Origin of the sequence: Massilia sp. BSC265 (genome assembly GCF_000740675.1) — a bacterium.
Lineage (GTDB): Bacteria > Pseudomonadota > Gammaproteobacteria > Burkholderiales > Burkholderiaceae_D > Telluria.
Genome location: NZ_JPXI01000016.1, coordinates 1 through 14,301 on the forward strand (window position 1 = coordinate 1; position 14,301 = coordinate 14,301).

Annotated in this window: 16 protein-coding genes and 1 pseudogene; 15 read left to right on the forward strand and 2 right to left on the reverse strand. The window is 66.8% G+C overall.

What is annotated here, in order from left to right:
- The 7 genes from fliD to MA09_RS23550 all read left to right on the forward strand — a co-directional run.
- Positions 1-354, forward strand: a 354-nt coding sequence (fliD, locus tag MA09_RS02345) for a flagellar filament capping protein FliD (RefSeq protein ID WP_036245035.1), incomplete at its 5' end; no start/stop codon positions are given.
- Between the two features lie 24 nt (positions 355-378).
- On the forward strand, positions 379-819 hold the full coding sequence (gene fliS, locus MA09_RS02350; RefSeq protein WP_036245037.1) for a flagellar export chaperone FliS: 441 nt from the start codon (positions 379-381) through the stop codon (positions 817-819).
- Positions 820-824: 5 nt separating this feature from the next.
- Positions 825-1,154 (forward strand): flagellar protein FliT, encoded by a 330-nt coding sequence (locus tag MA09_RS02355; protein WP_229440523.1) that lies wholly within the window; start codon positions 825-827, stop codon positions 1,152-1,154.
- Between the two features lie 16 nt (positions 1,155-1,170).
- Complete coding sequence (locus tag MA09_RS02360; protein ID WP_036245039.1) at positions 1,171-2,292, forward strand: flagellar hook-length control protein FliK; 1,122 nt, start codon at positions 1,171-1,173, stop codon at positions 2,290-2,292.
- The gene (locus MA09_RS02365) at positions 2,285-2,650 is read left to right on the forward strand and encodes an EscU/YscU/HrcU family type III secretion system export apparatus switch protein (RefSeq protein WP_036245041.1); all 366 of its coding nucleotides are present in this window, start codon (positions 2,285-2,287) and stop codon (positions 2,648-2,650) included. Before MA09_RS02360 ends, MA09_RS02365 begins: the two co-directional genes overlap by 8 nt.
- Positions 2,643-3,392 carry a flagellar brake protein gene (locus MA09_RS02370; protein ID WP_036245043.1) on the forward strand — a complete coding sequence of 250 codons (750 nt, stop codon included), beginning with the start codon at positions 2,643-2,645 and terminating at the stop codon, positions 3,390-3,392. Before MA09_RS02365 ends, MA09_RS02370 begins: the two co-directional genes overlap by 8 nt.
- Before the next feature lie 82 nt (positions 3,393-3,474).
- Positions 3,475-5,136: a PAS domain S-box protein gene (locus MA09_RS23550; protein ID WP_051933101.1), complete on the forward strand. Its 1,662-nt coding sequence runs from the start codon at positions 3,475-3,477 to the stop codon at positions 5,134-5,136.
- Positions 5,137-5,161: 25 nt separating this feature from the next.
- Here the strand turns inward: MA09_RS23550 and MA09_RS02380 are convergent, their stop codons facing one another.
- Positions 5,162-5,782 (reverse strand): response regulator transcription factor, encoded by a 621-nt coding sequence (locus MA09_RS02380; RefSeq protein WP_036245045.1) that lies wholly within the window; start codon positions 5,780-5,782, stop codon positions 5,162-5,164.
- A 180-nt stretch (positions 5,783-5,962) separates the two neighbouring features.
- On the opposite strand from MA09_RS02380, the gene MA09_RS02385 reads away from it, so the two are divergent.
- Positions 5,963-6,424: an Rrf2 family transcriptional regulator gene (locus tag MA09_RS02385; RefSeq protein ID WP_036245072.1), complete on the forward strand. Its 462-nt coding sequence runs from the start codon at positions 5,963-5,965 to the stop codon at positions 6,422-6,424.
- A 110-nt stretch (positions 6,425-6,534) separates the two neighbouring features.
- On the opposite strand, the gene fliE is transcribed toward MA09_RS02385, so the two are convergent.
- Positions 6,535-6,903, reverse strand: a complete 369-nt coding sequence (gene fliE / locus MA09_RS02390) for a flagellar hook-basal body complex protein FliE (RefSeq protein ID WP_036245047.1) — start codon at positions 6,901-6,903, stop codon at positions 6,535-6,537.
- A gap of 175 nt (positions 6,904-7,078) precedes the next feature.
- On the opposite strand from fliE, the gene fliF reads away from it, so the two are divergent.
- The 7 genes and pseudogenes from fliF to MA09_RS02425 all read left to right on the forward strand — a co-directional run.
- The gene (gene fliF / locus MA09_RS02395) at positions 7,079-8,770 is read left to right on the forward strand and encodes a flagellar basal-body MS-ring/collar protein FliF (RefSeq protein WP_036245049.1); all 1,692 of its coding nucleotides are present in this window, start codon (positions 7,079-7,081) and stop codon (positions 8,768-8,770) included.
- Positions 8,763-9,767, forward strand: coding sequence for a flagellar motor switch protein FliG (fliG, locus tag MA09_RS02400; protein ID WP_036245052.1), 1,005 nt, complete (start codon positions 8,763-8,765; stop codon positions 9,765-9,767). The genes fliF and fliG overlap by 8 nt, the downstream gene beginning before the upstream one ends.
- Positions 9,767-10,477, forward strand: a complete 711-nt coding sequence (locus MA09_RS02405) for a flagellar assembly protein FliH (RefSeq protein WP_036245054.1) — start codon at positions 9,767-9,769, stop codon at positions 10,475-10,477. The genes fliG and MA09_RS02405 overlap by 1 nt, the downstream gene beginning before the upstream one ends.
- A gap of 105 nt (positions 10,478-10,582) precedes the next feature.
- Positions 10,583-11,980: a flagellar protein export ATPase FliI gene (gene fliI / locus MA09_RS02410; RefSeq protein ID WP_036245055.1), complete on the forward strand. Its 1,398-nt coding sequence runs from the start codon at positions 10,583-10,585 to the stop codon at positions 11,978-11,980.
- Positions 11,981-12,016: 36 nt separating this feature from the next.
- Positions 12,017-12,460 carry a flagellar export protein FliJ gene (fliJ, locus tag MA09_RS02415; protein ID WP_036245057.1) on the forward strand — a complete coding sequence of 148 codons (444 nt, stop codon included), beginning with the start codon at positions 12,017-12,019 and terminating at the stop codon, positions 12,458-12,460.
- Between the two features lie 20 nt (positions 12,461-12,480).
- Positions 12,481-13,746 (forward strand): flagellar hook-length control protein FliK, encoded by a 1,266-nt coding sequence (locus MA09_RS02420; protein WP_036245060.1) that lies wholly within the window; start codon positions 12,481-12,483, stop codon positions 13,744-13,746.
- Positions 13,747-14,006: 260 nt separating this feature from the next.
- Positions 14,007-14,301, forward strand: a pseudogene (locus MA09_RS02425) (flagellar basal body-associated protein FliL); the annotation flags it as partial.

Here is a 14,301-nt window from a genome sequence, read left to right on the forward strand (position 1 = left end):
AGCCTGACGGCCGCGGCCGGCTCGCCCGCCGACGGCATCCAGTTGTCGATCACCGGCGGATCGACCGGCGAGCGCGGCACGGTCAGCTTCTCCAAGGGCTTCGCCTTCGAACTGACCAACCTGGCTACCAGCTTCACCGGCAAGGACAGCCTGCTCACCAGCAAGACCGACGGCCTGAACGTCACGCTCAAGTCCGTCACCAGCGCGCGCGAACGATTCGAATCGCGCCTGGAAACCATCGAAAAACGCTACCGGGCCCAGTTCACTGCGCTCGACACCGCCCTGATGTCGATGCAATCGACCTCGGCTTACCTGACCCAGCAGCTTGCGGCGCTCACCGCGAACACACGCTGATCCTCAAAGTACCTGGAGAATACGATGTTTGGAACCATGCAACGCGGCGTCGGCGCCTATGCGAAAGTCGGTCTCGAGACCGGCGTCGCCGCCGCTTCCCCGCACAAACTGATCGTCATGCTGTACGACGGCGCGATGGTGTCGATCCTGAGCGGCATCACCAACATGAAGGCCGGCAACGTCCCCGCCAAGGGCGCCGCCATCTCGAAGGCCATCAACATCATCGACAACGGCCTGCGCGCCGCCCTCGACAAGAAGGCCGGCGGCGAGATTGCCGAAAACCTCGACGCCCTGTACGAATACATCAGCGCACGCCTGCTCAAGGCCAACCTGAGCAACGACCCGGCGATCCTGGAAGAAGCGCACGCGCTGCTGTCCGAACTGCGCGATGCCTGGAACGCGATCGACCCGCAGGCCGCGGCTGCCCCGGCGCCGATGCGCGCCCCGACCCTGATGAGTGCCTGAAGAACATGCTGCAGATGACCAGCGACGATATCGTCGACACCTACGAAACCATGGCGGTGATCACCGACCAGATGCTGCGCGCGGCCAGCGACAGCGACTGGGATCGCCTGGCCGAGCTCGAGCAGCAGTGCGCGCTGCACGTGCGCCAGTTGAAGGAAATCGAACCGCAGCCGCTGGCCGGCCCGCAGCGCGTGAAAAAGGTGGACGCGATCCGCCGCATGCTCGCCGCCGACCGCCAGATCCGCGACCTGACCACCCCGTGGATGGCGCACCTGTCGGCCCTGATCAACAACACCTCGACCGAACGCCGCGTCGCCCGCGCCTACGGCGTGTGAGGGTCTAGAGCACAGCATGCTGCCGCGCGAGCTCGTCTCCGCCGTCCTGCCGGCCAGTCCGGCCAGGCCGGCCGAGCACCTCAATGACCCGCGCCAGCAAGCCTTCCAGCGCGCCCTTGCCCCCCAGCTGGGCAAGGCGCTGCACGGCGAAGTCCTCGCCAAACTGACCGACGGCAGTTTCGTCGTCAAGGTCGCCAACATTCCCGCCCGCATGCAGCTGCCTGCCGGCGCCCAGGTAGGCGCCGACGTACCGCTCACGCTGGTGTCGGTGCACCCGCGCCCGACCTTCCAAGTCGGCCTCGGTGCCAATCCCGTCTTCAGCGAAGCCGGCCCGCCGCTGCCCAAGGGGGCCGACCCGGGCAAGGCGCCGCTCGCCATGCGCGAAGGGGCCGCCGTCGGGCGCGCCGCCGCGCTGCTGCAAGCCGCCGCGGCAGGCAGCGCCGCCCAGACCCTCGGCGCGGAAGCCAACAACACGACGCTCAGCCAGGCCGGCAAGACCATCGGCGGCGTGCTCGCGGCCGCCCAGAAGGCCGAGACACCGATGACCGCCGCCCTCGGCCGTGCGCCAATCGTGGCCGCGGCCGGGATGGATGCCGCCAGCATCGCGGCCGGCCTGCAGCAGGCCGTGGGCAAAAGCGGCCTGTTCTACGAGTCGCACGTGGCCGAATGGGCGCAGGGCGCGCGCGCCCTGGCCGAGCTGAACGCCGAACCGCAGCAGCAGCTGGCCCGCGAAGGCGTGCGCCAGCAGCCGCTCGACCCGGCCACCGCCCAGTTCATCAACCTCCAGCTGGCCACCCAGGAGCAGGCCCATGTCGCCTGGCAGGGAAACCTGTGGCCGGGCCAGTCCATGCAGCTGGAGGTGCAGCGCGATACGCGCGAGGGACACGATGAAGCAGGCGAGCTCGAGACGCCCTGGCACAGCCGCCTGCGCCTGCGCTTTCCCGAGCTGGGCGAACTGGACGCCCGCCTGACGCTGAGCGGCGGGCGCCTGCAGGTGCAGTTCGCGGCCGGCAGCGAAGAAACTGCCGCCCTGCTGCGCCGCCACATGGGCAGCCTCGCCGAGGCGCTCGATGCGGCCGGCACCCAACTGGCGGGCTTCGAGGCGCACGCGCTCATGGACCATAGCGGCGATGACTGAAGCGAAGAAGGACCAGGCACGGCGCCAGAGCGCGGTCGCCCTCGCCTACGGCAGCGGCGACCCGGCGCCCAAGGTCGTGGCCAAGGGCCAGGGACTGGTCGCCGAGCAGATCATGCGCCGGGCCAGGGAAGCCGGCGTCTTCGTCCACGAATCGAAGGAATTGGTGCAGCTGCTCATGGGGGTGGACCTCGACCGCGAGATTCCCCCGGCGCTGTACCGGGCAATTGCGGAACTGTTGGCGTGGCTATATCATATTGAGTCGGCTCAGAAACATGGAGATCCTTTACCGGTTCCACCCGATCCGACGCCCCACCTCAACCAGGACGACGCGGCACACGCTGGTACAAGCAATGAATAATCAGGAACTCGAGAATTGGCACGACTACAAGGTGGAGTCGCGCCGTGAAGTCGTGGCGCTGCTGCGCCAGATCGGCGAAAAGCACCAGCTGGTGCGCATGCTGGTCAAGGGCGAGGCCGACGTCTGCGTCACCACCGTGCTGGAGGTCGATCCGGACACCAATACCATGGTGCTCGACCGCTCGATCGAACGCATGCAGAACGAGCGCATCATCGAAGCCGGCAAGGTGCGCTGCGAAACCACGCTCGACAAGATCCGCATCCTGTTCACCGCCGACAACCTGCGCCCCACCCTATTCGAGGGCGAGGCCGCCCTGCGCGCCGATATCCCGCCGAGCCTGATCCGCCTGCAGCGCCGCGAGTACTACCGGATGGAGACGCCGGTCTCGAACCCGGTGCGCGCCATCCTCCCGCTGCCGCTAGATGCCGGGGGCGGCACCGGCGTGTTCCCGCTACACGACATCAGCTGCGGCGGCATCGCCATCCTCGACAACAAGCTCCAGCTCGACACGACCATCGGCGCCCAGTTGTCCAACTGCCGCATCGAGCTGCCCGAGATCGGCGCGGTCACGGTGACGCTGGAAGTGCGCAACTCGCTCGACCTGACCTTGCTGAACAACAAGACCAACCGTCGCATCGGCCTGCAGTTCGTCGACATCTCGCGTGGCGGCGCGGCGGGCGTGCAACGCTACATCACCAAGCTCGAACGCGAGCGCAATGCGCGCCTGGCCGGCCTGGCCTGAAGCGATTTACCAATTATTAATGTCGATGGGTGTTGAACAGTAGATAGTCTACACTACGGTATCTCGTTATCCTGACGACCAGATGCCGATGCAAGCCCCGACCACCGATCTGTTCTACACCGCGTTCACCCACTCCTCGGTGGGGATGGCAGTGGTCGGCCTCGACGGCCGCTGGATCGAGGTCAACCCGGCGCTGTGCCGGATCCTGGGCTATGGCCGCGATGAACTGCTGGCCCTCGGCATCCGGGAGATTTCCCATCCCGACGACCTGCCTGCCGACCTGCCCCTGCTCAACCGGGTATTGGCGGGAGAAATCGATTCCTACAACCTGGAAAAGCGCTACCGCCATGCAGACGGCCGCCTCGTCTGCGGCATGCTGACCGTATCGCTGAGCCGCGACGCGCGCGGCGCCCCGGAATGCCTGATCGCCCAGTTGCTCGACGTCACCGAACAGAAACGGGCAGTCGAGGAACGCGACGCCTTCTTCGCGCTGTCGCCCGACCTGATGGCGATCGCCGGCAACGACGGCTACCTGCGCCAGGTGAACCCGGTCTGGACCGACACGCTGGGCTGGACGCAGGACGAGCTGACCACCCAGCCCTTCATCCATTTCGTCCATCCGGACGATGCCGCCGGCACGCTGCGCGAAGCCGACAAGATCTACAGCGGCGGCGTGGCCAAGGGCTTTCGCAACCGCTACCGCCATGCGCGCGGCGGCTACCGCTGGCTCGAGTGGAGTACGCGCGCGGTCGGCGACGGCTTGCTGTATTGCTCGGTGCGCGACGTCACCAGCCAGATCGAGAACGAGGAGCGGCTGCGCAGCCAGGAGCAGAAGATCAGTCTCCTGATCGAGAATGCCAACGACGCCTTCCTTGGCATGACCGAACAGGGCGTCATCACCGAATGGAACAAGCAGGCCGAGGCCACCTTCGGCTGGAGCGCACGGGAGGCGATCGGCCGGCCGATGGCGGACCTGATCACGCCGCCGCGGATGCGCCAGCGGCACCACGACGGCGTCGAGGCCTTCCTGCGCAAGGGCATGGTCGCGGCCTCGCGCAAGCGGGTCGAGGTCCCGGCACTGCGCAAGGACGGCAGCGAGATCCTGGTCGAGATCACGGTGGGCGTGGTGCCCTTCGGTGGCGAGCGCTACTTCCACGCCTTCATGCGCGACGTGTCCGAGCAGCGCCGCATGTCCGAGGAACTGCACTACCGCGCCACCCACGACTTCCTCACCGGCCTGCCCAACCGCTACGAGTTCATGGGACGGCTGCAGCATGCGATCGACGCGACCGGGCGCGAGTCGCGCCCGCTGGTGCTGCTGTTCATCGACCTGGACGGCTTCAAGGCGGTCAACGACCTCTGCGGCCATGAGGTGGGCGACGCGGTGCTGATCGCGTTCGGCCGCCGTCTCGCGGCATCGGTGCGGCGCACCGACGAGGTGGCGCGGCTGGCGGGCGACGAGTTCGTGGTCCTGCTCGACCACCTGCACGATCCCTGCCAGGACGCCGCCCTGGTGGTGGACAAGATCCTGCACGCGGCCGGCCAGCCCTACCCCGAGATCGGCGGCCGCACCGAGCCCGGCGCCACCATCGGGATGGCGCTGCACAGGGTGGGCGACAGCGCCGACCGGCTGCTGTCGCGGGCCGACGCCGCCATGTACGTGGCCAAGAACGCGGGGAAAGGTTCAGGCAAAAGCTGCGCCGCGTACGAGCGCGACGGGCGGTGGGTGGTGCGCGGGGCCTGAAGGAAGACCTGCCCGAGGGCCTGCCTCAGGCCGAGGCGCCGGCGCCGCCGCCCGGGCGGATCAGGCCGCGCTGGGTCGCCACGACAACCGCATGGGTGCGCGCCGTGGCGTCGAGCTTGCTCATCACGCCCTTCACGTGGGTCTTCACGGTGCCCACGCCGATACCCAGCTTGCGGGCGATCGACTTGTTGCAGCAGCCCTGCGCCAGCAGCTGCAGCACGTCGGTCTCGCGTCCGGTAAGCGATTCGCGGGTGAGACTGTCGGCGACACTGCGCGTCATCGATTCGCTCAGGTAGCGCTGGCCGCGCGCCAGCTGTTCGACCGCGTGCGCCAGTTCGTCGGTGCCGCAGGACTGCAGCAGGTAGCCTGCCACGCCGGCATCCATCGCCAGGCGCACTTCCCATTCCTTGTCGAACTGGGTCACGACCAGCACGCCAGGGGGCTGGCTGCCGGCGAACGGCTGGCGCGCCAGCGCGACCCCGGTGTCGTAATCGGTGACCAGCACGCGCGCGACGCGCTGCGCCTCGGGCTGGCGCAGGTGGGTGGTGACGCGCAGTCCGGGCTGGCCCGCGAGGACGGCATGCAGCCCGACGGTCATGATCGGGTCAGCGTGCATGATATGGACGGCGGAAGAGATCGGTTGCATGTGCATACTCCGGCAGAAGGCGGCGGACGGCGGCGGCCTCGGGCGGCCAAACTCCCGACATATTGAAACGACAAGAAAAACAAAGCAAGTAATGGTTTGTAATCACTGGTCAATATGCATGCCATCCGCATAAGAGCACCGCGCACGCCGGCGGGATGCATGGGGTATACTGCCCTGATCATGCGCCTGACTTCCTTCACCGACTACACCTTGCGGACCCTGCTCCACCTCGGCAGCAATCCGGGGCGGCTCGTCACGATCCAGGAAATCGCGGACCTGCACAACATCTCGAAGAACCACCTGATGAAAGTGGTGCACGAACTGGGCCGCAACGGCGTCATCGAAACCATCCGCGGCCGCAATGGCGGCTTCCGCCTGGCGCACAAGCCCGAAGACATCAACATCGGCGCCGTGGTACGCCTGAGCGAGAGCGACTTCTACATGGCCGAATGCTTCGACCCGGACGGCAATCCGTGCGGGCTGGTCAAGGCCTGTGCGCTCAAGGGCGTACTCTCGAACGCCACTTCGGCCTACCTCGCCGAGCTCGACCGCCACACCCTGGCTTCGCTGCTGCCGGAGCCGGCGCCGCACGACGGCGCCGTGCCCCTTACTTTCCACCGCAAGGAAACACAGGCGGCCTGAGCCTGGACTTATGTCAGGGCGGCATGAATCGAGCGGTTTATTCAGTAAATCCGCTCAGCAATAAAAAAACCGGCCATGCGGCCGGTTTGTCTTTGCGCGGACGATCAGGCTTACACCTGCATGTTCATGATGTCGTGATAGGCCGATACCAGCTTGTTGCGTACTTGCACAGTCCCTTGGAAAGCGATGCTGGATTTCTGCATCGCGATCATGGTGTCGGACAGGCTCACGGTATCATCCCCCATCGCAAAACGCTTGCCGAGCTCTTCGGCGTGCTTCTGGGTATTGCTGACCTGTTGCAGCGACGTCTTCAGCGCATCGGCAAAGTCGAGCTTGGCAACGCCGCCCTGCGGGACCGCTCCCCCCAGGCCTGCGGGCGCAACAGGACCGGCCGCCGGCTTGGTCGCCGCCGCTTTCAGCTGTTCCATCATCGCCTGGATGCGGCTGCTGTCGATGCCGCCGATTCCGCCAATACTCATCGTTTTCTCCTGCCCGTGAAGCATTCCACTTTGTCGAGGCTGTCAGATTACCAGCGCCCTTGCAAATTCCTCGCTTGAAGAAGCATGGATTTCCACCCCTATTTCAGGGTTTGAATGTTGCTCTGTGGCTTCATAATGCGGCCTAACCTCTCCATCTTGGACATATACCCACACCATGGCAGCAGTTGCTGATGAACTGATCGACACCCCGGCGCCCGAGCAAGAGGCGAAACAGGGCTTTTTGCAGACCACCATGGGCAAGCGCGTCGCCATGGGCGGCGGTATCGCGCTGGTCAGCGCCATCATGATTGCCCTATGGATGTGGAGCCAGGCGCCGGACTACCGCGTGCTGTTCTCGAACTACAGCGACCGCGACGGCGGCGCCATCACCGCCTCGCTCGACCAGATGGGGGTCAAGTACAAGTTCTCGGAAGGCGGCAACGCGATCCTCGTTCCGGCCGAGCAGATCCATGACCTGCGCCTGAAGCTGGCCGCACAGGGCCTGCCGAAAGGCGGCAACGTCGGTTTCGAACTGCTGGAAAACCAGAAGCTGGGCGTGTCGCAGTTCCTGGAACAGGTGAACTACCAGCGCTCGCTCGAGGGCGAACTGGCGCGTTCGATCCAGTCGCTCGGCCCGGTCAGCGGCGCCCGCGTGCACCTGGCGATGCCGAAACCCTCGGTCTTCGTGCGCGACCAGCAGAAGCCCACCGCGTCCGTGGTCCTGAACCTGCAGGCCGGCCGCGCCCTCGATCCGGGCCAGGTCAGCGCCATCGTCCACCTGGTCGCCTCCAGCGTGCCGGAACTCACCATCGGCAACGTCACCGTCGTCGACCAGAACGGCAACCTGCTGTCGGACAACGGCAACAAGGGCCCCGGCCACAAGGGCCTGGACGCCACCCAGCTCAAGTATGTGGAGCAGGTCCAGCAGAACATCATCAAGCAGGTCGAATCGATCATCGCCCCGCTGGTCGGCAAGGAAAACGTGCGCGCCGAAGCGACCGCCGAGATCGACTTCGCCCAGGTCGACACCGCCGCCGAGATGTACAAGCCGAATTCGCCGCCGGAGCCGCAGGCGATCCGCAGCCAGCAGACCTCGGAATCGACCCAGCCCGGCGCCGGCGCTTCCGGCATCCCGGGCGCGCTGTCGAACCAGCCGCCGGGCGTGGCCACCGCGCCGATCGACGGCCAGCCGCCGGCCGGTGCAGCGCCGGCAGCCGGTGGTCCGACGCGCAGGGACGCCACCACCAACTACGAAGTCGACAAGACCATCCGCTACGAGCAGCGCCCGATGGGCGGCATCAAGCGCCTGACGGTGGGCGTGGTGGTGAACTACCGCCGCAGCGTGGATCCGAAGACCGGCAAGATCACGGTGAAACCCCTTGGCGCCGCCGAAGTCGCCCAGATCAACGAACTGGTGAAGCAGGCGATGGGCTACTCGCAGGGGCGCGGCGACACCCTGAACGTGACCAACGCCCCGTTCGACGGCGTCGACCGCCCGGACGACACCCCGCCGCAACTCGACTGGTGGCGCGACCCGGCCAACCTGCCTCTGGCCAAGGAGATCGGCAAGTACGTGCTGCTGTTCGCGGTGCTGGCCTTCCTCTACTACCGGATCCTGCTGCCGCTGATGCGCCCGGCGATCAAGAAGTTCGACGAGGTCACCGCCCTGCCGCCGGAGCCGGAACCCGAAGAGGAAGAAGTCCCCGAAGAAGAACGCGAGCCCGATCCGGAAGAGCTCGAGGAACAGGAAGTCGAACGCCGCGCCCAGGGCTACCGGGCGAACCTGCAGATGGCGCAGGACCTGGCCCGCGAGGACCCGCGGATCGTTGCAAACGTAATCAAGGCATGGTTGGGATCAAATGAGTGACAAGGACAAGGAAGGCGTAACCAAGGCGGCGATCCTGATGCTGGCCCTGGGCGAAGCGGAAGCGGCCGAGGTGATGCGGTTCCTCGGCCCGCGCGAAGTGCTCAAGCTCGGCGCCGCCATGGCGCAAATGAAATCGGTGCAGCACGGCGAGGTCGTGAAGGTGCTGGAAGACTTCGTCGAAGAGACCAACCTGCACTCGACCGTCGGCCTCGACTCGGACGAGTACATCCGCCAGGTGCTGACCAAGGCGCTGGGCGACGACAAGGCCGCCGTGCTGCTCAACCGCATCCTGGGCGGCAAGGACGCCTCGGGCATCGAGAGCCTGAAGTGGATGGATGCTCCTTCCGTCGCGGAGCTGATCCGCAACGAGCACCCGCAGATCATCGCCACCATCCTGGTCCACCTCGAGCGCGACCAGGCCTGCGAGATCCTGGCCAACTTCACCGAGCGCCTGCGCAACGACGTGGTGCTGCGCATCGCCACGCTGGATGGCGTGCAGCCTGCCGCCCTGCGCGAGCTGAACGACGTGCTGACCAAGCTCCTGTCGGGTAACGAGAACATCAAGAAGTCGTCGCTGGGCGGCGTGCGCGCCGCGGCCGAGATCCTGAACTTCATGAGCGGCGAGCAGGAATCGGCCGTCATGGACAACATCAAGAACTACGACAACGACATGGCGCAGAAGATCATGGACGAGATGTTCGTGTTCGACAACATCATCGACATCGACGACCGCGGCATCCAGCTGCTGCTGCGCGAAGTACAGTCCGAGATGCTGATCATCGCCCTCAAGGGCGCTTCGCAGGACCTGCGCGAAAAGATCTTCAAGAACATGTCGCAGCGTGCCAGCGAAATGATGCGCGAAGACCTGGAGTCGAAAGGTCCGGTGCGCCTGTCGGAAGTGGAAACCCAGCAGAAGCAGATCCTGCAGATCGTGCGCCGTTTGGCGGACGAAGGCCAGATCGTGCTGGGCGGTAAAGGCGAGGATTCGTTCATCTGATGATCCCGAAGGAACAGCAAAGCGCCTACCAGCGCTGGGAATTGACCTCGTTCGGCGACGAGCGCCCGAGCACCCAGGCGCGCCGCGCCGCGATGGCCCCGCCGCCTACGCCCGCACCCGAACCGGTGGAGATCGTGCCGCACGTGGCGCTGCCGACGCTCGAGGAGATCGAAGCGATCCGCGAGCAGGCGCGTGCCGAAGGTTACGCAGAAGGACTGGCCGAAGGACGTGCCGCCGGCCATGCCGAGGGCTATGCCGACGGCGCCCGCGCCGGCCAGATCGAAGCCGAAGGCGAGCTGGAACACCTGCGCTCGATCGCCGCGACCTTCAGCGAGGCCGTGGTGCAGGCCGACGAGACCATCGCCCACGACGTGCTGGAACTGGCCCTGCGCCTGGCGCGCGGCATGGTGCGCACCGCGTTCGACGTGCGTCCCGAATTGATCCTGCCGGTGGTGCAGGAAGCGATCGGCTACCTGCCGGTGCTGGCCCAGCCGGCCACCCTCACCCTGAACCCGCAGGACGCCGAGATCGTGCGCCAGGCCATGGGGCAGGAACTGGTCAAGGGCGGCTGGCGCATCGTCGAAGACGGCGCGATGGCGCGCGGCGGCTGCAAGGTCGATACCGCCAGCAACCAGATCGATGCGCAGGCCGGTGCGCGCTGGACGCGATTGACCCATGCGCTGCAGAGTAATGTTGACTGGCTGTCGTAGGGTGGGCGGGTTCCCCGCCCACGCGGTGATCGCCGAAATAAATGCTGCCGCGGCCGTGCCGGCGGCGGTTGACCGCGTGGGCGGCGAAGCCGCCCACCCTACGAAATGACGACAATGGACCGCCACACCGCCCGCTGGAAAGCCTTCATCCAGGACTGCGATTCCCTCGTCGGCCTCGCCGAGCCGATGCAGGTCTCGGGCCGCGTCACGCGCGTGGCCGGCCTGGTGATGGAATGCGTCGGCCTCAAGCTGGCCGTCGGCAGCGCCTGCACTATCCCCGTGGCCAACGGCCAGCGGATCGAGGCCGAAGTGGTCGGCTTCGAGGGCGAGCGCCTGTTCCTGATGCCGCAGAGCGACGTCGAAGGCGTGGTGCCGGGCTCGCGCGTGTTCCCGGTCGAATCGGCCCTGCCGAAACCGGGCACCGTGCAGCATCCGCGCCGCCGCCCGAGCGACCGGGCGCGCCACCTGCCGGTCGGCATGCAGCTGCTGGGCCGCGTGGTGGACGGCGCCGGCCGCCCGCTCGACGGCAAGGGCCCGCTCAGCCTCGATGAAGTGGGCCCGCTCAACGCCCGCCCGATCAACCCGCTCGACCGCGCGCCGATCTCGGAAACCCTGGACGTGGGCGTGCGCGCCATCAATGCCATGCTGACGGTCGGCCGCGGCCAGCGCCTCGGCCTGTTCGCCGGTACCGGGGTCGGCAAATCGGTCCTGCTGGGGATGATCGCGCGCTACACCACCGCCGACGTCATCGTCGTCGGCCTGATCGGCGAACGCGGACGGGAAGTCAAGGAATTCATCGAGCAGATCCTGGGCCCGGAGGGCCGCGCCCGCTCGGCCGTGGTGGCCGCGCCGGCCGACTCCCCTCCCCTGATGCGCCTGCAGGGCGCAGCCTATGCCACGGCCATCGCCGAACACTTCCGCGAGCAGGGCAAGAACGTCCTCCTGATCATGGATTCGCTGACCCGCTATGCCATGGCCCAGCGCGAGATCGCCCTGGCGATCGGCGAGCCGCCGGCCACCAAGGGTTATCCGCCGTCGGTGTTCGCCAAGCTGCCGGTGCTGGTGGAACGCGCCGGCAACGGGGTCGAGGGCGGCGGCTCGATCACCGCCTTCTACACCGTGCTGTCGGAAGGCGACGACCAGCAGGACCCGATCGCCGATGCGGCACGCGGTATCCTGGACGGCCACATCGTCCTGAGCCGCCACCTGGCCGAAGCCGGCCACTACCCGGCAATCGACATCGAACAGTCGATCTCGCGCGCGATGCACTCGATTACCTCGCACGAGCACCAGCTGGCGGCGCGCAAGCTCAAGCAGCTGTACTCGCGCTACCAGCGCTCGCGCGATCTGATCAGCGTGGGCGCCTATGCGGCCGGCAGCGACCCGGTGCTGGACCAGGCGATCGCCAAGCACGAGCAGATCGAAGCTTTCCTGTGCCAGGAAATCCGCGACAACGCGGGCATGCTGGAAAGCTTGGGGCAATTAACCTCTCTATTCCAGTGATAGAAAAGTGCCGGGCGGAACTATACTCTGCTCATTATGGCCACCTCATCCGCCCTCGAAACCCTGATCGACCTTGCGCAGCGCGAGTCGGACGCGATCGCCAAGCGCCTGGGCGCCGCCCTCAAGGCCGTGGAAGAAGCCGAGCAGAAGCTGGTCATGCTGGATGGCTACCGCGACGAGTATGTCCGCAAGCTCGACGCGGCGCAACTGGCTGGCATCACGCCCTTCGCGTACCACAACTTCGTCGCCTTCATCGGCAAGCTGGACAACGCCATCCTGGGGCAGCGCGAAGTGATCAAGCACGCGCAGTACAAGGCGGACGTGGAAAAGAAGGCATGGCAGGAAAGCGAGCGCAAGCGCCTGTCGTACCGGACGCTGAACGAACGCGCAGCGCTTGATGCGCTGGCGCTCGAGAACAAGCGCGACCAGAAACTGATGGACGACCACGCAGCCCGTGGCGCCCGCTACAAACAACGCTGACTTCAGGCTGATCTCTCACCATGACGATGCAGACCACACCCCTTCCGTTCCAGGTTTCCGGCGCCGGCGCGCCGGCGCAGCCGCAACGCAATGCCGCAGCGGGCGTACAGGCGCCCGAGGGCGAGCAGTTCAGCGCCGCGCTGTCGCGCGCCATGGCGCCGACCATGGCCCCGTCTCCGGCACCGGCGGCGCCGGCCGCCCCTGCGCCAAACAAGCAGGCGGCGCCGGCGAAACAGGCTGACAAGCCGGCATCCCAGGCCCAGAAAACCGCGGCACGCGAGCCGACCAGACAGAACGAAGCGGCATCCGATGCGCCGGCGACGGCCGCCGCGGGCGGCGCCGAATCGGCCGACCCGGCCAGGGACGCCGCCGAATCTGCAAGTGCCGCCGCAGAGGCCGCGACCACGCCGGTGACCGACATGCTCGCCTTCATGGCCAGCCTGATGCAGCCGGCTGCCCAGGCTCCGGCCGCAGCTGAGGGCGCGGCCGCCGCGGCTGGCGGCGCCGAACTGCAGCTCTCTGCGCTCCAGTCGGCATTCGCCAAGCTCGAGACGACGGATGCAACGGCGAATTCGGCCCTGGGCACGGCGCTTGAAGGCGATGCCGCCGGCTTCTCGCTGGCGGCCGGCGTGCAGCCGACGGCGCAGGAAAGTACCGAACTGCGCGCCCAGCAACAGGGCACGCAGGCGCTCGTGCCTGCCGACCCGGGCAAGGCCCAGCCGCAGCTGCGCGAAGCCGCTGCCGACGCGACAGCGAGCGTCGAGACGCCGAGCATTACCCAGCTGCAGGCCCAGGCCGCGAAACTCGAATCGGTGAACCCGGCCGCCGTGCCGACCGACCGCATCCCCGCACGCCTCGGCACCCAGGCCTGGGACAACCAGGTCAGCCAGCGCATCGTCTACATGGTGGGCAAGGAACAGGCCGCGACCCTGACGCTGAACCCGCCGGACCTCGGTCCGGTGCAGGTAGTGCTCAGCGTGAGCAACGACCAGGCCAGCGTGGCCTTCTCGTCGAACCAGCTGGAAGTGCGGCAAGCCCTGGAAAACGCCCTCCCGCGCCTGCGCGAGATGATGGGCGAGAACGGCATCGCGCTCGGTAACGCAACCGTCGACGCCGGCATGCCGGACGGGCGCCAGACGCAACAGGATGGCGAGCGCCGCAATGGCGGTGGTGGCGGATTCGGCAACGCGGGCGGGACGGTGGCGGCGAATGACGACGGTGCCGCCCGGCCGGCGACCCGCACCGTAAGCCTGGGCGACAAGGGCCTCGTCGATACGTTTGCATAATCCATATCGTAGGGTGGGCGGTCTCCCGCCCACGCGTTCAAACCAAGCGAGATCCGCCCGCGCGTGATCTCATTGGCTAACGATCACCGCGTGGACAGGAAACCTGCCCACCCTACTTAACACCTCGTCAGCACGCCCGCGCAACAATCACCGGGATAGCCGCCCCTTCTCCCCTCTTTTCAGGGCTTGGCAGGCTTGGCTTCCCCGCGATAATGCCATAATGACGAACCCATTCTTTTAAGCAGTAAAGAGACATCTCGATGGCGCAAGCAAAACCGAAAGTCGAACCGAAGGCGGATACCGCGGCCCCGGCCGGCTCCAAGAAGAAGCTGATCGCGGCCGCCGTTGCAGCCGTGCTGCTGCTCGGCGGCGGCGGTGGCGCGGCCTGGTATTTCATGCAGGGCGGCGACGCGGCCGCACAGGAGAGCCCGAAGGAATCGAAGAAGAAAAAGAAGAACTCGGGCGTCAAGCCGGAATACGTGTCGGTCGAGGCCTTCACGGTCAATCTGCAGCCGGAAAACGGCGAGCAGTACCTGCAGGTGCAGTTCACCCTGC